The sequence below is a fragment of the Streptomyces sp. NPDC047525 genome (genome assembly GCF_040643025.1).
GTDB lineage: Bacteria > Actinomycetota > Actinomycetes > Streptomycetales > Streptomycetaceae > Streptomyces > Streptomyces durmitorensis.
In genome coordinates this window covers 408,147-427,535 of sequence record NZ_JBEYTL010000002.1, presented here as the reverse complement: position 1 = coordinate 427,535, position 19,389 = coordinate 408,147, and the positions used below count along the sequence as shown (strand labels likewise).

At 72.5% G+C, this 19,389-nt stretch carries 1 protein-coding gene; it reads right to left on the bottom strand.

Features of this window, described 5'->3' with window-relative positions; translation table 11 throughout:
* Nucleotides 1-84 precede the first annotated feature (84 nt).
* Entirely contained in the window at nt 85-19,386 is a 19,302-nt protein-coding gene (locus ABZ833_RS07075; RefSeq protein ID WP_361042199.1) for a type I polyketide synthase, read from the bottom strand.
* Nucleotides 19,387-19,389: the final 3 nt, after the last annotated feature.

Sequence of the window (19,389 nt, the reverse complement as noted above, 5' to 3'; positions counted from 1 at the left end):
TACCCCTCTGGGTGAGAGCCCGTACCCCGTGTTGATGAGAGTCCGTACCGGCTGGTCAGGTTGGTCAGAGTCCGTACCGGCTGGTCAGGACTTTCCGAGTTCGTCGTCGATGATGTTGAAGACGTCGTCGAGCGTTGCCGCGGTCAAGTCGTCCGCCGCGGCCTCGGGTTCGCCCTCGTCCCACGTGGACAGGAGCGACCGGAGCCGCAGCCGGATGTCCCCGGCCAGGACGTCGTTCGGGTCGAGCTTGGAGATGGTGACCGTCAGCTTGTTCAGCTCGCTGAGCACCGCGGCGGCGGGTGTGCCGTCGCCGGCGAGCACCGTCGTGCGCAGGTGGGCCGCGAGGGCCGCCGGGTTCGGGTGGTCGAACACCAGGGTGGCGGGCAGTCGCGAGTCGACCTCGGCGTCGAGCCTGTTGCGCAGTTCCACGGCGGTGAGCGAGTCGAAGCCGAGTTCCTTGAAGGCACGGTCCGCCTCTACGGCCTCCGGTCCGGAGAAGCCGAGCACGGCCGCGGTGTGGGTGCGGACGAGCTGTACGAGGGCCCGGTCCTGCTCCGCTTCGGTGAGTCCTGCGAGCCGCTGGGCGAGCGGGACCGCACCGGGGCCGCCGTCGCCGGACCGTGCGGACCTGCGGGCGGGCGTCGGAACCAGGCCGCGCAGCAGCGGCCGTACCTGTTCCGGGTGGGCCCGCAGCGCGGCCAGGTCGATCGCGGCGGGCACCGCGGTCGCGGTGCCGGTCGTGTGCGCCGCGTCGAACAGCGCCATGCCGTCGGCGGAGGACAGCGGGGTCATGCCGCCCCTCGCCATCCGCTGCACGTCGGCGTCGTCGAGGTGCCCTGTGATGCCGCTTGCCTCGGCCCACAGGCCCCAGGCCAGCGAGGTCGCGGGCAGCCCGGCGGCCCTGCGGTGCTGTGCGAGCGCGTCGAGGAAGGCGTTGGCGGCCGCGTAGTTGCCCTGGCCGGGGCCGCCGAAGACACCGGCGGCGGCGGAGAACAGCACGAACGCCGTGAGGTCCTTCTCCCGGGTCAGCTCGTGCAGGTGGAGCGCGGCGTCGGCCTTGGGTCCGAACACCGCGTCGACGTTCTCCGGGGTCAGGGACTCGATCACGCTGTCTTCCAGGACGCCCGCCGTGTGGACGACGGCGGTCACGGGGTGCTCGGCGAGGAGCGCGGCGACCGCGGCGCGGTCGCCGACGTCGCACCGGACGACCGTGACCCGTGCGCCCAGTTCGACCAGTTCCCGGCGCAGGTCGTCCGCGCCCGGTGTGGCCGGGCCGCGCCTTCCGGTCAGTACGAGGTCCCGGACTCCGTGGCGGGTGACGAGGTGCCGTGCGGTCAGGCCGCCGAGCACGCCGAGTCCACCGGTGATCAGCACGGTGCTTTCGGGGGTGAACGCCGTCTGCTCGGGAGCGTCGGCCGGGGTGGTGAGCCGCGCCAGCCTGGCCACCGTGGCGGTGCCGTTCCTGACGGCGATCTGCGGTTCCCCGGTCGCCACGGCGGCGGGCAGCCTGCGCAGCGACTTCTCGTTGGCGTCCACGTCGACGAGCACGAACCGCGCCGGGTGCTCCGACTGTGCCGATCGCACCAGGCCCCATGCGGGAGCCCGCACCAGGTCCGTCACGGCCTCGTCCGGTCCTGCCGGTACCGCGCTGCTCGTCAGGAACACGAGCTGCGTCGCGGCGAACCGGTCGTCCGCGAGCCACTTCTGGAGCAGGTCGAGGGTGTGGTGGGTCGCCTCGCGGGGGGTCGTCGCGCTCTCGCCCGGCGTCACGGCCACGTACCGGGGTACGGGCGCGCCTGCGTCGACGGCCGCGAAGAGTGCGGCCAGGTCGGTGTGCTCATCGACCGGTCCGCCGGCCGCGGTGAGCGCGTGGGCGATGCGGGCGGTGTCGGTGCCGAGGACCGCCCAAGTGCCGCTCTCGGGAGCGGCGTCCGGCATCGGCACCCATTTCACCTCGAACAGCGAGTCCCGGTGGGCGGAGCGTGCGGCGTTGAGTTGGTCGGCCGAGAAGGGGCGCAGGATCAGTTCGTCCACGGCGGCGACCGCCTCGCCGGAGCCGTCGGTGACGAGCACCGCCACGGCGTCCACGCCGACCGGCGTCAGCCGGACCCGCAGCTCCGTCGCGCCGGTCGCGAGGAGCCGCACCCCGGCCCACGAGAACGGGAGCCCGTCCGAGCTCACCCCGAGCCCGACGGCGTGCAGCGCGGCGTCCAGGAGAGCCGGGTGCAGACCGAAGCCCTCGTCGGCGATGCCGTCCGGCAGCGCCACTTCGGCGAGCACCTCGTCGCCCTTGCGCCAGGCGGCGCGCAGGCCCTGGAAAGCGGGGCCGTGGTCGAGGCCGGAGGCGGCGACGGCGGCGTAGTGGCTGTCGACGTCGAGCGGTTCGGCCTCGCTCGGCGGCCATACGACGAGGTCGTCGGTGACGGGGGGTGCGTCGGCCGTCAGGGTGCCGGTGGCGTGGCGGGTCCAGTCACCGCCCTCGTCTCCTCGGGAGTCCACGGTGAACGCCCGCCCGCCGGACGCGTCGGGGCCGTCGAGGCTGAGCCGTATCTGGACGCCGTCCCGTTCGGGCAGCACCAGGGGCGCTTCGATGACCAGGTCGTCCAGGGAAGCGCAGCCGACGTGGTCGCCGGCGCGCAGCGCGAGGTCCACGTAGGCCGCGCCGGGGAGCACGGCGGTGTCCAGGAGTCGGTAGTCGGTGAGCCAGGGGTGGGTGCGCAGCGACAGCCTGCCGCTGAACACGAGGCCCTCGGAGTCGGCGAGTTCGGTGACGGCCGCGAGCAGGGGGTGGTCCACCCGCCCGAGGCCTGCCGAGGTCACGTCGCCGGACGCGGCGTGTGCCGTCGTGGGCCAGAAGCGGCTGCGCTGGAAGGGGTAGGTGGGGAGGTCCACGCGCCGTGCGTCGGGGAGCGGCAGGGCCACCCGGCCGCCGCGCACGAACAGACTGCCGGCCGAGTTCAGGAGTCGGTCCTTGCCGCCGTCGCCGCGCCGCAGCGAGCCGACCACCAGGCCGTCGGGGCCTGCCAGTTCGCCGAGTCCGGCCACCAGGACGGGGTGCGGGCTGACCTCGACGAAGGTGGTGAAGCCCTCCGCCACCAGGGTGGACACGGAGTCCGCGAACTCCACCGTCTGCCGCAGGCTGCGGTACCAGTAGGAGGCGTCCAGGTCACGGGTGTCCAGCCAGCCGCCGGTCAGCGGCGAGTAGTACGGCACGTCGCCGGAGCGCGGCGTCACGTCCGCGAGGCCCTCCAGGATGTCCGTCTCGACCTGCTCGACGTGGTGGGAGTGCGGGGCGTAGTCCGCCTGGACCCGCCGTGCCCATGTCCCCTGCTCGGTGCAGACCTCCATCAGCTCGTCCAGCGCGGCGGCGTCACCGGAGACGACGACGGATGCGGGGCCGTTCACCACGCCGACGGCGAGCTGTCCGTCCCACCGCGCGATGAGTTCCCGTACGTCGTCCACGCCGAGCGCGACCGAGACCATGCCGCCCTGGCCGGACAGGGCGGTCAGTGCCTTGCTCCGCAGGACGGCGAGACGCGTCGCGTCCCGCAGGGACAGGGCGCCCGCGACGCACGCCGCGGCGATCTCGCCCTGTGAGTGCCCCAGTACGGCGCTCGGCTCGACGCCCCAGGAACGCCAGGTGGCGGCGAGGGACACCATCACCGCGAACAGGGCGGGCTGCACGACGTCGAGACGTTCCATCAGGCCGGGGTCCTGGATCGCGTCGATGAGCGACCAGTCGACATGCTCGTCGAGTGCCTCGGCGCACTCCTCCATCCGCGTACGGAACTCCGGCGAGGAGTCGAGGAGTTCCAGGGCCATGCCGACCCACTGCGTGCCGTGGCCGGGGAACACGAACACCGTGCCGGTGCCGCGGTTCTCGGCCGCGCCGGTCACGACGTTCGGCGCCTCGCGGCCGTCGGCCAGGGCGGTGAGACCGGCGAGGAACTCCTGCCGGTCGACGCCCACCACGACGGCCCGGTGGTCGAACACCGAGCGGGACCGCAGCGAGTGGGCGATGTCGGCGACCGACACGGCCGCGTCGGCGCGCTCGATCTCCTCGCCGAGACGGGATGCCTGTTCCCGCAGGGCTTCGGCGGTGCGCGCCGAGAGGACCCACGGCACGACGGTCGGTTCTGTCGGCTCCCCCGGTTCGATGTCGGGGGAAGGTGTCTCGGGGGCCTGCTCGATGATGGTGTGCGCGTTCGTGCCGCTGAAGCCGAAGGACGACACACCGGCGCGCCAGGGCCGGTCCACGGCAGGCCACTCGCGCCGGTCGGTGAGCAGTTCCATGGCTCCTGCCGACCAGTCCACGTGCGACGACGGTTCGGTGACGTGCAGCGTCCGCGGCAGTACGCCGTGCCGCATCGCCATGACCATCTTGATCACGCCCGCGACGCCTGCCGCGGCCTGCGTGTGCCCGATGTTGGACTTCACCGAACCGAGCAACAGCGGCCGGTCGGCGGGGCGCCCCTGACCGTAGGTGGCAAGGAGTGCCTGGGCCTCGATCGGGTCGCCGAGGGTGGTGCCGGTGCCGTGCGCCTCTACCGCGTCCACGTCGGACGGTGCCAGGCCCGCACCGGCGAGCGCCTGGCGGATGACCCGCTGCTGCGAGGGACCGTTCGGAGCGGTGAGGCCGTTGGACGCACCGTCCTGGTTGACGGCGGATCCCCTTACGACGGCAAGGACTTGGTGGCCGTTACGCTGCGCGTCGGACAGCCGCTCGACGATCAGCATGCCGACGCCCTCGCCCCAGCCTGTGCCGTCGGCGCTGTCGGAGAACGCCTTGCAGCGGCCGTCCACGGACAGGCCGCGCTGGCGGCTGAACTCGATGAACGCACCGGGCGTCGACATCACCGTCACACCACCCGCGAGCGCCAGTTCGCACTCCCCCGACCGCAGGGCCTGCGCGGCCAGGTGCAGGGCGACCAGGGACGACGAGCACGCCGTGTCCACCGTCACCGCGGGGCCTTCGAGGCCGAACGTGTACGACAGGCGGCCGGACATGACGCTCGCCGCACTGCCGGTCGCCACGTGCCCGCCCACGTCCTCGACGGCGTCGCCGAGGACAAGCCCGTAGTCCTGGACGTTCGAGCCGACGAACACGCCGACGCGCTCACCGCGGACCGAGTTCGGGTCGATTCCGGCCCGCTCGAACGCCTCCCACGAGGTTTCCAGAAGCAGTCGCTGCTGCGGGTCCATGGCGAGGGCCTCACGGGGCGAGGTCCCGAAGAAGGTCGCGTCGAAGTCCGCCACCTGGTCGAGGAAGGCGCCCCTGCGCGAGTACGTCGTGCCGATGCCCGCGGGGTCCGGGTCGTACAGCGCCTCCAGGTCCCAGCCACGGTCGGCCGGGAAGTCCGTGACCGCGTCCCCGCCCGACAGGAGCACCTGCCACAGGTCCTCGGGGCTTGTGACACCGCCGGGGTACCGGCACGTCATCGCCACGATCGCGATCGGCTCGTCGGTCATGACCGGCCGCGCGGTGTCCGGTGTCAGGGGCGTTTCGCCGTGCGGTTCAAGGACCGCGGACAGCAGGTGGTCGGCGAGCGCCGCCGGGGTGGGGTAGTCGAAGACCACGGTCGCGGGCAGGGTCAGGCCGGATGCGGCCGCGAGACCGTTGCGCAGTTCCACGGCGGTCAGCGAGTCGAAGCCCAGGTCGCGGAAGGCCCGGTCGGGGTCGACGGCGCCGGTCGTGGTGTGCCCCAGGACGGCGGCTGCCTGCGCCACCACCAGGCCGCGCACGAGTTCGTCCCGCTTCGCCTTGTCCAGGCCGGTGAGCCGGTCCCGCAGCTCGGCCCCGTCCCGGCCGGATCCGTCCGGCCCGTCCGCACTGGCGGCTCCGGCGGTCCGGCCCGCGACCGCGTCGCGTGCCTCGGCCAGGTCGGCGAAGAGCGGGCTCGGCCTGCCGATGGTGAACGCGGGGGCGAACCGTTCCCACTCGACGTCCACCACGACCGTGCTCGCCGCGGTGCCGCCGACCGCGTCGGCGATGGCGCCCACCGCGAGTTCGGGTGACAGCGCCAGGAGGCCGCGCCGGGAGAGCTGGCGCTGCGCCTCGTCGTCGGCCATCCCGCCGCCGCCCCAGGGACCCCAGGCCACGGCTGTGCCCGGCAGGCCGTGCGCGGTGCGGTGCTCGGCGAGCGCGTCGAGGTAGGCGTTGGCCGCGCTGTAGCCGACCTGGCCGCCGCTGCCCCAGATGCCGGCGATCGAGGAGTAGGAGAGGAACGTGTCGAGCGGTGTGTCGGCGAGCAGCTCGTGCAGGTGCGCGGCGCCCGCCACCTTGGCGCCGACCACGTCGGCGAACCGCGCGAGGTCGGTCTCCCCGACAGGTGTGCTGTCGTTGAGTCCGGCGGTGTGCACGACGGCGTCGACCTGGTCTCCGGCGGCCGCCAGGCCGTCGAGCAGGGCGGCGAGCCCCTCCCGGTCGGCGATGTCGACGGCGGCGATCGTGACGCGTGCGCCCAGCTCGACGAGCTCGGCCTCCAGCTCGGCGGCGCCATCGGCCTCGGCGCCGCGTCGGCTCACCAGCACGATGTGCTCGGCTCCGTGCGCCGCCGACCACCGGGCGACCCTGGCACCCAGGGCGCCGAGACCGCCGGTCACCAGAACCGTCCCGCGCGGCGTCCAGCCGGATTCCGGGGCGGCCGGGTCGGTCGGGTCGGCCCGGCGAAGGCGACGTGCGAAGACACCGGACCCGCGTACGGCGACCTGGTCCTCCGCCCCGCCGAGCAGCCCGCACAGCCGTGCGGCCACCCGCTGGTCCACCGTTTCCGGCACGTCGGCCAACCCGCCCCAGCGGGCGGGGAGTTCCAGGGCCGCGGCCCGGCCGAGGCCCCACACCATGGACTGCGCGAAGCCTGCGACCGCGTCACCCGCGACCGCCGCCACGGCACCCGACGTCACGCACCACAGCGGCGCCTGTACGTCGGCCTCGCCGAGCGCCTGGACCAGCGCGAGGGTGGCTGCCACGCCGTTCGGCACGGCGGGGTGGTCGGGGTGCGGCGACTCGTCGAACGCCAGCAACGACAGGACTCCGCCGACCTCTTCTCCCCGCGCTAGAACCTGCGCGGCGCCGGAGCGCAGCGCGTGGGCGAGGGCTGTGCGGTCCGTTCGGTATGCGGGGTCCGCCCCTTCGGGCTCGACCACGACGAGGGACAGGCCGCTCTCCGCGAGCAGTTCGCTCAGCGCGGCGGCGCGCTCGTCACCGGTGGGCGCCACGACCAGCCACGTGCCCGAGGGGGGCGTCGTCGCCGGGACACCGACGGACTTCCAGCCGACGGTGTAACGCCACTTGTCCCACGTGGACTTCTCGTGGCTCCGGCGTCGCCACGACGTCAGGAACGGCAGCACGGCGCGGAGCGAATCGGTCGCACCGTCGTCGGTGATGCCCAGGGACGACGCGAGCGCGGACGCCTCCTCGCTGTCCACCGCGGCCCAGAACCGTGCCTCGTCCGCGTTCGGCGCTGCCTCGGCGGCGACGGGCGGAGCGTCCATCCAGTAGCGCTGGTGCTGGAACGCGTACGTCGGCAGGTCCACCCGCCGGGCGCCACTGCCCTCGAAGTACGCGGCCCAATCGACCGTCACACCTCTCGTGTGCAGCGCGGCGACCGTGGTGACCAGCGCGGTCTCCTCGGCCCTGTCCGCACGCAGCGCGGGCAGGAACACCGCGTCGGACGCACTCCCAAGCCCCAGAGCGGACAACGTCCCACCCGGACCGATCTCGACGAACACCTCGGCACCCTGCTCACGCAGCGCCACAACCGCGTCATGGAACCGAACGGATCCGCGTACATGCCGCACCCAGTACTCCGGCGAGGCGAGTTCCTCGGCGGTGGCCGCGCAGCCGGTCAGCGTGGACACGATGGGGATCTCTGGCGCCTCGTACGACACGCCTTCGAGCACCCGGCTGAAGTCGTCAAGGATCGGGTCCATCAACGGCGAGTGGAACGCGTGGCTCACGCGGAGCCGGTTGACCTTGCGGCCGGCCTCGCGCCAGCGCTCAGCGAGGGCCTCCACGTCGGCGGCGACGCCGGAGACGACCACCGAATTCGGGCCGTTGACCGCGGCGATGCCAACGGTCTCCGGGAGTTCCGATGCGACCTCGGCCTCGGTGGCCTGGATCGCGACCATCGCGCCACCGGACGGCAGCGCCTGCATCAGCGCACCTCGCGCCGACACCACCTTGACCGCGTCGGACAGTGACCACACGCCCGCCACATGAGCCGCGGCCAGCTCGCCAATCGAGTGCCCGGCAAGGACATCGGGGCGCACACCCCACGACTGCAAGAGCCGGAAGAGAGCGACCTCAACCGCGAACAGCGCGGGCTGCGTCACCCCCGTCTCGTTCAGAGCGTCGACGTCCTCACCGAAGAGGACCTCGCGTACCTCAGGCCCGAACTCCGCAAGCACGGCGTCCAGGGCGTCAGCGAACACCGGGAAGCGGGCGGCCAGTTCACGACCCATCCCCAGCCGCTGCGACCCCTGGCCCGAGAAGAGGAAAGCCAACCGGCCGGGCTCGCCCGCGACTCCACCGACCACTGCACCCGTCGTTCGGCCATCGGCCACGGCCGTCAAGGCCGCCAGGTACTCGGACCGTTCGGCGGCCACCACCACGGCACGGTGGTCCAGCACCGACCGTGACGTCGCGAGCGAGTAGCCGATGTCGACCGGTGCGTGCTCGTCCAGCAGGGACAGCAGTCGCTCGGCCTGGCCACGCAACGCGCCCTCGTCGCCCGCCGAAAGGACCCACGGGACCAGGCCGCCGTCACGCACCGACTCCGGAGCTTCCTCCTGCTCCTCCTGCTCGACGGCGGGGGCCTGCTCGATGATGGCGTGCGCGTTCGTGCCGCTGAAGCCGAACGACGACACACCGGCGCGCCACGGCCGGTCCACGGCAGGCCACTCGCGCTGGTCGCTGAGCAGTTCCACGGCGCCCGCCGACCAGTCGACGTGCGGTGACGGCTCGTCCGCGTGCAGGGTGCGCGGCAGTACGCCGTTCCGCATCGCCATGACCATCTTGATCACACCCGCGACGCCTGCCGCGGCCTGCGTGTGACCGATGTTGGACTTTACCGAGCCCAGCCACAGCGGCCGGTCGGCGGGACGGTCCTGGCCGTAGGTGGCGAGCAGGGCCTGCGCCTCGATCGGGTCGCCCAGCTTGGTGCCCGTGCCGTGCGCCTCGACCGTGTCCACGTCGGACGCAGTGAGACCCGCGCCGGCGAGCGCCTGGCGGATGACCCGCTGCTGTGACGGGCCGTTCGGGGCGGTCAGGCCGTTGGACGCACCGTCCTGGTTGACCGCGGAACCACGGATGACGGCAAGGACCGGATGCCCGTTGCGCCGGGCGTCCGAAAGGCGCTCGACGAGCAGCATGCCGACGCCCTCGCCCCAGCTGGTGCCGTCGGCGCCTGCCCCGAACGCCTTGCACCGGCCGTCCAACGACAGTCCTCGCTGCCTGCTGAACTCGATGAACGCGCCCGGCGTCGACATCACCGTCACACCGCCGGCCAGCGCCGACGAGCACTCACCGGACCGCAGTGCCTGCACCGCGAGGTGCAGGGCCACCAACGACGACGAGCACGCCGTGTCCACGGTGACGGCCGGGCCTTCGAAGCCGAAGGTGTAGGACAGGCGCCCCGAGGCCACGCTGGCCGCGTTGCCGGTCGCCACATAGCCGCCCACGTCCTCGGCCGCGCCGCCGAGCACGAGGCCGTAGTCCTGGGCATTCGAGCCGACGAACACGCCGACGCGCTCACCGCGCAGCGACGCCGAGTCGACCCCGGCCCGCTCGAGCAGCTCCCAGGAGGTCTCGAGCAGCAGCCGCTGCTGCGGGTCCATCGCGAGGGCCTCGCGCGGCGAGATCCCGAAGAAGCCCGCGTCGAACCCGCTCACGTCCGACATGAACGCGCCGGAGCGCAGGTACGTGGTCCCCACCGAGTCCGGGTCGGGGTCGTACAGCGCCTCGACGTCCCAGCCGCGGTCGGTCGGGAACTCCGTCACCGCGTCCCCGCCCGACAGCAGGACGTCCCACAGGTCCTCCGGGCTCGCCACACCGCCCGGGAACCGGCACGCCATCGACACGATCGCGATCGGCTCGTCGGTCACGCCGGAGACAGCAACAGGGTTGGCGGGGGTGGGCGTTGCGTCCACGCCGGACAGTTCCACGCGCAGATAGGCCGCCAGGGCCGCGGCCGTCGGGTAGTCGAACACCAGGGTCGCGGGCAGGGCGATGCCGGTGGCCTCGCGGAGCCGGGCGCGCAGCTCCACGGCCGTCAGCGAGTCGAAGCCGAGTTCCTTGAACGCACGCGTCGGTGAGAGGGCGTCACCGGACACGTGACCCAGCACCGCGGCAGCCTCGTACCGGACCAGCTCGGTGAGCTGCCGCTCCTGCTCGGCCGCATCGAGGCCCGCGAGCCGCTGTGCGAGTGCCGACGTGCTGCCCTGCTCTGCCGGAGCGGCATCGAACGCGGCGCGCACCTCGGGCAGTTCACCGAGCAGGGCACTGGGGCGCTGCGCCATGAACGTACCCGCGAACCGGATCCAGTCGACGTCGGCGACGACGATGTTCCCGTCCCCGCGCTCCAGGGCCGTGGCCAGGCCGGCGACAGCCACATCCGGATCCATCGTCGCCAGGCCCCAGCGGTGCAACTGCGTGGCCTGCTCGGTGGTCGCGACCATGCCGCCACCGCCCCACGGGCCCCATGCGACGGCCGTGCCGGGCAGACCCGCCGCTCGGCGGTGTCCGGCGAGGGCATCGAGGTACGCGTTGGCAGCCGCGTACGCGCCCTGCCCGCTGCTGCCCCACACCCCGGCGATGGACGAGAACAGCACGAACGCGTCCAACTGCGTGTCGGCGAGGAGTTCGTGCAGATTGCGCGCGCCGTCGACCTTCGCCGTCAGTACGTCGGAGAACTCGGCGAGGTCGCCGAGGTCGAGGTCGGCGAGGGCCGCCGAACGCTCGATGCCCGCCGCATGTACGACCGCGGTGAGCGGGAACTCGGTGGGGACGGACGCGAGGACGTCCGCCAACGCATCGCGATCGGCCGCGTCGCAGGCCACGATCGTGACCCGGGCACCCAACTCGGTCAGCTCGGCGCGCAGTTCCTCCGCGCCATCGGCGTCCAGTCCACGCCTGCTGGTCAGCAGCAGGTGCTCGGCCCCGTGCGTCGCCAGCCAGCGCGCCACGTGTCCGCCCAGGGCGCCGGTGCCGCCGGTGACAAGCACCGTGCCACGCGGTGACCAACCATTTCCGGACGCCTTGCCCACCGGAGCGGTGACCAGCCTGCGGCTGAGGATCTTGCCACCGCGCAGCGCGACCTGGTCCTCGCCACTGGTCCCGGCAAGCACGGCAGCCAGCAGATCACCGGCCCTGTCGTCCTGCGCCTCGGGCAGGTCGACCAATCCGCCCCAGCGGCCCGGCTGCTCCAGCGCGGCCACCCGGCCCAGGCCCCACAGCATCGACTGCTCGAACCCGGCGACCTCATCGTCAGAGCCCACCGAGACCGCGCCCGACGTCAGGCACCACAGCGGGACGGAGACGTCCGCCTCCCCCAGCGCCTGCAACAGACCCACCGTGGCCGCAACACCCGCAGGCACAGTCGAATCGCCCGCATCAGCGAGCCCAAGCAGCGACACCACGCCGTTCAGATCCGACAGACCAGCCAACTGCTGGACCCAGTCCACCGCTTCCGCGTCCACGTGCAGGACGTACACATCGTCCGCACCATTGCGGGTCAGCGCGTCACCGACCCACTCGGCGCACTCCTCACCGGCCGGCGCGACGACCAGCCAGGCACCGCCCAACTCCCGACCACCGGCGGCCACCGACCGCCACTCGACCCCATACCGCCAGCCATCGGCGGTGGACCGCTCCCGCTGCTTCCGACGCCACGCGGACAGATGGGGCAGCACCGCACTCAACGGGTCGTCGGACGACACGCCCAGCGTGTGAGCGAGGTCCGCGATGTCGCCCTCCTCCACGACCTCCCAGAACCGCGCCTCCACCGGCGATATCCGCTCGGCGCCCTTGTCGACGACGTCCGGAGTGTCCAGCCAGAAGCGCTCACGCTGGAACGCGTACGTGGGCAGGTCCACCCGGGTGGCGGCGCCACGACCGGCGAGGAACGCCTCCCAGTCCACCTCGACACCGCGTACGTGCAACTGCCCGACAGCCGTCGTGGCGGCCACCGCCTCCGGGCGGTCGCCGCGCAGCGTCGGTACGAAGGTTGCTTCCGGCGCGGACTCCTGGCCCAGCGCGGACAGCGTGCCGCCGGGGCCGACCTCGACGAACGTTGTCACGCCCTCGTCCCGCAACGCGCTCACGGCGTCGGCAAAGCGCACGGACTCGCGTACGTGCCTCACCCAGTACTCCGGGGAAGCGAGTTCCTCGGCGGTCGCGCGGACGCCGGTCAGCGTGGACACGACGGGGATCTCGGGAACCTCGTACGACACTGCTTCCAGCACCCGGCGGAAGTCATCCAGCATCGGGTCCATCAACGGCGAGTGGAACGCGTGACTGACCTTCAGGCGAGACACCTTCCGGCCCGCTTCACGCCACCGCTCCGCAACCGCCTCCACGTCACCCGCGACACCCGAAATCACCACTGACGACGGGCCGTTGACCGCGGCAACACCGACAGTCTCCGGCAGATCCGCTGCGACCTCGACCTCAGTCGCCTGGATCGCCACCATCGCGCCACCGGACGGCAGCGCCTGCATCAGCGCACCTCGCGCCGACACCACCTTGACCGCGTCCGCCAGCGACCACACACCAGCCACATGCGCGGCAGCCAACTCACCGATGGAGTGTCCGGCAAGGACGTCGGGGCGCACACCCCACGACTGCAGGAGCCGGAACAGCGCCACCTCGACCGCGAACAGCGCGGGCTGCGTCACACCTGTCTCATTCAGCGCATCGGCATCCTCACCGAAGAGGACTTCCCGTACCTCAGGCCCGAACTCCGCAAGCACAGCGTCCAGGGAATCGGCGAACACCGTGAAACGGGCGGCCAGTTCACGACCCATCCCCAGCCGCTGCGACCCCTGACCCGAGAACAAGAAGCCCAGCCGGTGCGGCACCGCCTCACCCACCGCGACACCCGCGCCGCCACGCCCCTCGGCGAGCGCGCTCAGAGCCGACCGGAACTCGGCGGGCTCCGCGGCGACCACCACCGCGCGGTGGTCAAGGACGGCCCTCGAGAACGCCAGCGCACGGGCCACGTCCGCGACGGCCAGGTCAGGCGATCCGTCCACGAAGGACTTGAGCCGTGCGGCCTGCTCCCGCAGCGCCTCGCGGGTGTTGGCCGAGAGCGTCCACGGGACGGCCGTGCCGGCCGGCAGCTGCTCCGGGAGCTCTTCCCGCTCGGTCTCAGGGGCCTGCGGGGCCTGCTCGATGATGGCGTGGGCGTTCGTGCCGCTGAAGCCGAACGACGACACACCGGCCCGCCACGGCTGCCCGGTCTCCGGCCACTGCCGGGACTCCGTCAGCAACTCCACCGCACCCGTGGACCAGTCCACGTGCGGTGACGGTTCGTCCGCGTGCAGGGTGCGCGGCAGCACTCCGTGCCGCATCGCCATGACCATCTTGATCACGCCCGCCACACCGGCCGCCGCCTGTGTGTGGCCGATGTTCGACTTGATCGAGCCGAGCCACAGTGGCTGGTCTGCGGGGCGATCCTGGCCGTACGTCGCGAGGAGCGCCTGCGCCTCGATCGGGTCGCCCAGCTTCGTGCCGGTGCCATGCGCCTCGACCGCGTCGACATCGGACGCCACGAGGCCCGTTGCCTCCAGCGCTGCCCGGATGACCCGCTGCTGCGAAGGGCCGTTCGGGGCGGTCAGGCCGTTGGACGCACCGTCCTGGTTGACGGCGGATCCCCGTACGACCGCGAGGACCTGGTGGCCGTTGCGCTGTGCGTCCGAGAGGCGCTCCACGAGCAGCATGCCGATGCCCTCGCCCCAGCCGGTGCCGTCCGCGTCCGCCCCGAAGGCCTTGCACCGGCCGTCGACCGAAAGCCCGCGCTGGCGGCTGAACTCCACGAACGCGGCCGGCGTGGACATCACCGTCACGCCACCCGCGAGCGCCAGCTCGCACTCACCCTTCCGCAGGGCCTGTACCGCCAGGTGCAGGGCGACCAGGGACGACGAGCACGCCGTGTCCACCGTCACCGCGGGGCCTTCGAGGCCGAACGTGTACGAGAGGCGGCCGGAGATGACACTCGCCGCGCTGCCGGTGCCGAAGTAGCCGTCGACGCTGTCCGGCGCGGCCATCATCAGCGTCGTGTAGTCCTGGCCGTTGGTGCCGACGAACACGCCCGAGCTGCTGCCACGCAGTGAGTTGGGGTCGATGCCCGCCCGCTCGAACGCCTCCCACGAGGTTTCGAGGAGCAGTCGCTGCTGCGGGTCCATGGCGAGGGCTTCGCGCGGCGAGATCCCGAAGAACGTCGGGTCGAAGTCCGCCACGTGGTCGAGGAACGCGCCCATGCGGGAGTACGACGTGCCGATGCTCGCCGCGTCCGGGTCGGGGTTGTACAGCGCCTCGACGTCCCAGCCGCGGTCGGTGGGGAACTCCGTCACCGCGTCGCTGCCCGACAGCAGGACCTGCCACAGGTCCTCCGGGCTCGCCACACCGCCCGGGAACCGGCATGCCATCGACACGATCGCGATGGGCTCATCGGTCACACCGGACACAGCGCTGGGGGCGGAGGCGGTGGGGGCGGAGGCGGTGAGCGCGGTCCCGGACAGTTCCACGCGCAGATAGGCGGCCAGGGCAGCGGCCGTCGGGTAGTCGAACACCACGGCCGCGGGCAGGGCGATGCCGGTGGCCTCGCTGAGCCGGGCGCGCAGTTCCACGGCTGTCAGCGAGTCGAAGCCGAGTTCCCTGAAGGCGCGCGTGGCGGAGAACGCGTCAGGGGACGCATGACCGAGCACCGCTGCCGCCTCGGACCGGACCAGCTCGGTGAGCTGACGCTCCTGCTCGGCCTCGTCAAGGCCCGCGAGCCGCTGCGCGAGAGCCGACGTGCTGCCCTGCTCGGCGGATGCGGAGTCGAACGCGGCGCGCACCTGGGGGAGTTCGCTCAGGAGCGCGCTCGGGCGCTGCGCCATGAAGGTGCCCGCGAACCGGGTCCAGTCGACGTCGGCGACGGTGACCTTGCCGTCGCCGTGGTCGATGGCCGAGCCGAGACCGGCGAGCGCCGCCTCGGGGTCCATCGTGATCAGGCCGAGGCGCTGGAGGTGGGCGGCCTGCCCGGAGTCCTCGACCATGCCGCCGCCGCCCCACGGGCCCCATGCGACGGCTGTGGCGGGCAGACCGGCAGCCCTGCGGTGGTCGGCGAGGGCGTCCAGGTAGGCGTTGGCCGCACCATAGGCTGCCTGGCCGCCGCTGCCCCACACTCCGGCGATGGACGAGAACAGCACGAAAGCGTCCAACTGCGTGTCGGCGAGGAGCTCGTGGAGGTTGCGCGCGCCGTCGACCTTCGCCGCCAGGACCTCGGCGAATCCGGTGAGGTCGTCCGGGTCGAGGTCGGCGAGAGCGGCCGAGCGCTCGACGCCTGCCGTGTGCACGACGGCGGTGAGCGCCGGGACGGTCTCAAGCAGCGCCGCGACGGAGTCCCGGTCGGCCACGTCACAGGTGGCGAACGTGACGCGCGCGCCCAGCTCGACGAGCTCGGCCTCCAGCTCATCCGCTCCTTGGGCGGCCCGGCCGCGACGCGCGGCCAGCACGATGTGCTCGGCTCCGTGCGTCGCCAGCCAGCGCGCCACGTGACCGCCCAGGGCACCGGTACCACCGGTGACGAGCACCGTGCCGCGCGGCGACCAGTTCTCGCCGGAGGTGTCGCCCAGCGGGGCGGGCACCAGTCTGCGGCCGAGGATCTCGTTGCCGCGCAGGGCGACCTGGTCTTCGACGGTCGCCTCGGCGGGACCGGACCTCTCACCCGCACCGAACTGCTCGGCGATGGCGGAGGCGAGGAGGTCTCCGGTCGTCTCGTCCCGCGTCTCGGGCAGATCGACCAATCCGCCCCAGCGGCCGGGGTGTTCCAGCGCGGCCGCCCGGCCCAGGCCCCACAGCATCGACTGCTCGAACCCGGCAACGCTCTCGCCCTCGCCCACCGAGACCGCGCCCGACGTCAGGCACCACAGCGGGGCGGACACGTCCGCGTCACCGAGCGCCCGTAAGAGGCCGATCGTGGCCGCGACACCCGCAGGCACCGACGATGCGCCCGCGTCCGCGAGCCCCAACAGCGAAACGACTCCGCCCAGCGGCGGCAGCCCTGCCAACTGCTCCGCCCAGTCGACGCCCTCCGCCGGGTCCACGTGCAGGACGTGCAGATCGTCCGCGCCGTTCCGCGTCAGCGACTCACGCACCCACTCGGCGCGCTCCTCACCGGTCGGCGCGACAACCAGCCAGGCACCGTTCAGTCGCCGACTCCCCGCGGCGACCGGTCGCCACTCGACCCGATACCGCCAGCCATCGGCGGTGGACCGCTCCCGCTGCTTCCGACGCCACGCGGACAGGCGGGGCAGCACCGCACTCAACGGGTCGTCGGACGACACGCCCAGCGTGCGGGCGAGATCCGCGGGATCGCCCTCCTCCACGACCTCCCAGAAGCGCGCCTCCACCGGCGATATCCGCTCGGCGCTCTCCTCTGCGACCGGCGCGTCCAGCCAGTAGTGCTCGCGCTGGAACGCGTACGTCGGCAGGTCGACCCGGGTGGCGCCGCTGCCGTCGAAGAGGGCATCCAGGTCCACCGGGACACCGCGTACGTGCAGTTGGCCGATGGCGGTGGTCAGTGCGACGAGTTCGGAACGGTCACCACGCAGGGCGGGTACGAAAGCGGCCTCCGGGGCACTGAGCTGCCCGAGACCGGAAAGTACGCCGCCGGGACCGACCTCCAGGAAGACGTCGACGTTTTGCTCACGCAGCCCCAGGACCGCGCCGTGGAACCGCACGGACTCACGCACGTGCCGCACCCAGTACTCCGGCGAACCCAACTCCTCGGCGGTCACGCGGGTGCCGGTCAGCGTGGACACGAGAGGGATCCCGGGCGTCTCGTACGACACGCCTTCCAGAACCCGGCGGAAGTCATCGAGCATCGGGTCCATCAGCGGCGAGTGGAACGCATGGCTGACCTTCAGGCGGGACACCTTCCGACCCGCCTCGCGCCAACGCTCAGCAACCGCCTCCACGTCACCCGCGACACCCGAAATCACCACTGACGACGGACCGTTGACCGCAGCAATCCCGACGGTCTCCGACAGGTCCGACGCGACCTCGGCCTCGGTGGCCTGGATCGCCGCCATCGCACCACCGGAGGGGAGCGCCTGCATCAACCCGGCACGCGCCGACACCACCTTCACGGCGTCGGCAAGCGACCACACACCAGCCACATGAGCCGCAGCCAACTCACCGATCGAGTGCCCGGCCAGTACGTCGGGCCGCACACCCCACGACTCCAACAGCCGGAACAACGCCACCTCAACGGCGAACAACGCAGGCTGCGTCACACCCGTCTCGTTCAGCGCATCGGCATCCTCACCGAACAGCACCTCGCGAACTGCCGGGTCGAATTCGCTCAACACAGCGTCCAGCGCCTCGGCGAACGCCGGTAACCGAGCCGCCAGTTCGCGCCCCATCCCCAGCCGCTGCGACCCCTGACCCGAGAACAAGAAGCCCAGCCGGTGCGGCACCGCCTCACCCACCACGACCCCCGCACCACCACGCCCCTCGGCGAGCGCGGCCAGCCGGTCGGTGGTGGTCGTCCGGTCCTCGGCGAGGAGTACGGCGCGGTGCTCGAACAGGGACCGTGTCGTGGCCAGCGAGAAGCCGATGCCCGCCGGGTCGAAATCAGCCGAGCCCTCCACGGCGGACCGGAGACGGTCGGCCTGCGCGCGCAGCGCGTCGGGGGTGCGGGCGGACAGCACCCACGGCGTGACGGTGGGGGCCGGCAGCCCGGTGGCCGCTGTGGGCTCCGGAGCTTCGGCGTCCGCCGTGGGTGCCGGTTCGGGGGTGGGCGCCTCCTCCAGGATGACGTGGGCGTTCGTGCCGCTCACGCCGAACGAGGACACACCTGCGCGGCGCGGTTCGCCGGACTCCGGCCAGGTCTGACCCTCGGTCAGCAGCTCCACGGTGCCCGCGGACCAGTCGACGTGGCTGCTCGGCTCGTCGACGTGCAGGGTCTTGGGCAGCACGCCGTGCCGCATCGCCATGACCATCTTGATGATGCCGCCGGCCCCGGCCGCCGCCTGGGAGTGGCCGATGTTCGACTTGAGCGAGCCAAGGAACAGCGGCCGGTCGGCTTCCCGCTCCGCGCCGTAGGTCGCGATGAGGGCCTGTGCCTCGATCGGGTCGCCGAGCGTGGTGCCGGTGCCGTGCGCCTCGACCGCGTCGACCTGCGCCGGGGTGAGCCGCGCGCTGGCAAGGGCCTGGTTGATCACGGTCTGCTGGGACGGGCCGTTCGGCGCGGTCAGGCCGTGGGACGCGCCGTCCTGGTTCACCGCCGAGCCGCGGACGACCGCGAGGATGGGGTGCCCGTTGCGCTGGGCGTCGGAGAGGCGCTCCACCAGGAGCATGCCGACGCCCTCGCCCCAGCCGGTGCCGTCGGCGCTGTCGGAGAACGCCTTGCAGCGGCCGTCCACGGACAGGGCGCGCTGGCGGCTGTACTCGACGAACGTACGCGGTGTGGACATGAAGGTGGCACCGCCCGCGAGCGCGAGGGAGCACTCGTCGCGGCGCAGCGCCACCATCGCGAGGTGCAGTGCGACCAGCGACGACGAGCATGCCGTGTCCACCGTCACGGCGGGCCCGACGAGGCCGAGGGTGTAGGCGATCCGGCCGGACGCGATGCTGCCCGCGCTGCCGTTGGCGAGGAAGCCCTCGAACCCTTCGGGTGCCTGCGGGAGACGGGTCGCGTAGTCGTTGTACATGACGCCCGCGAACACGCCGGTCCTGCTGTCCCTGGCCTGCGCCGGGTCGATGCCGGCGCGCTCGAAGGCCTCCCACGACGTCTCGAGGAGCAGCCGCTGCTGGGGGTCCATCGCTGCGGCCTCGCGCGGGCTGACCCCGAAGAACGCCGGGTCGAAGCCCGCGGCACCCTGGAGGAAGCCGCCGTGCCGGGTGATCGAGGTGCCCGCGTGCTCGGGGTCGGGGTCATAGAGCGATTCGACGTCCCAGCCGCGGTCGGCGGGGAACTCGACCACGGCGTCACGGCCCTCGGCCACCAACTGCCAGAGGTCTTCCGGGGACTCGACACCACCGGGGTAGCGGCAGCTCATCCCGATGATCGCGACGGGCTCGTTCTCCCGCTCCTCGACCTCGCGCAGGCGTCGGCGTGCGGTGCGCAGATCGGTGGTGGCCCGCTTGAGGTAATCGCGGAGCTTGTCCTCGTTCTGCATCTG

Excerpts from the sequence above, each read along its gene's own strand:
- ABZ833_RS07075 (WP_361042199.1), bottom strand. The coding sequence starts at position 19,386 with ATGCAGAACGAGGACAAGCTCCGCGATTACCTCAAGCGGGCCACCACC.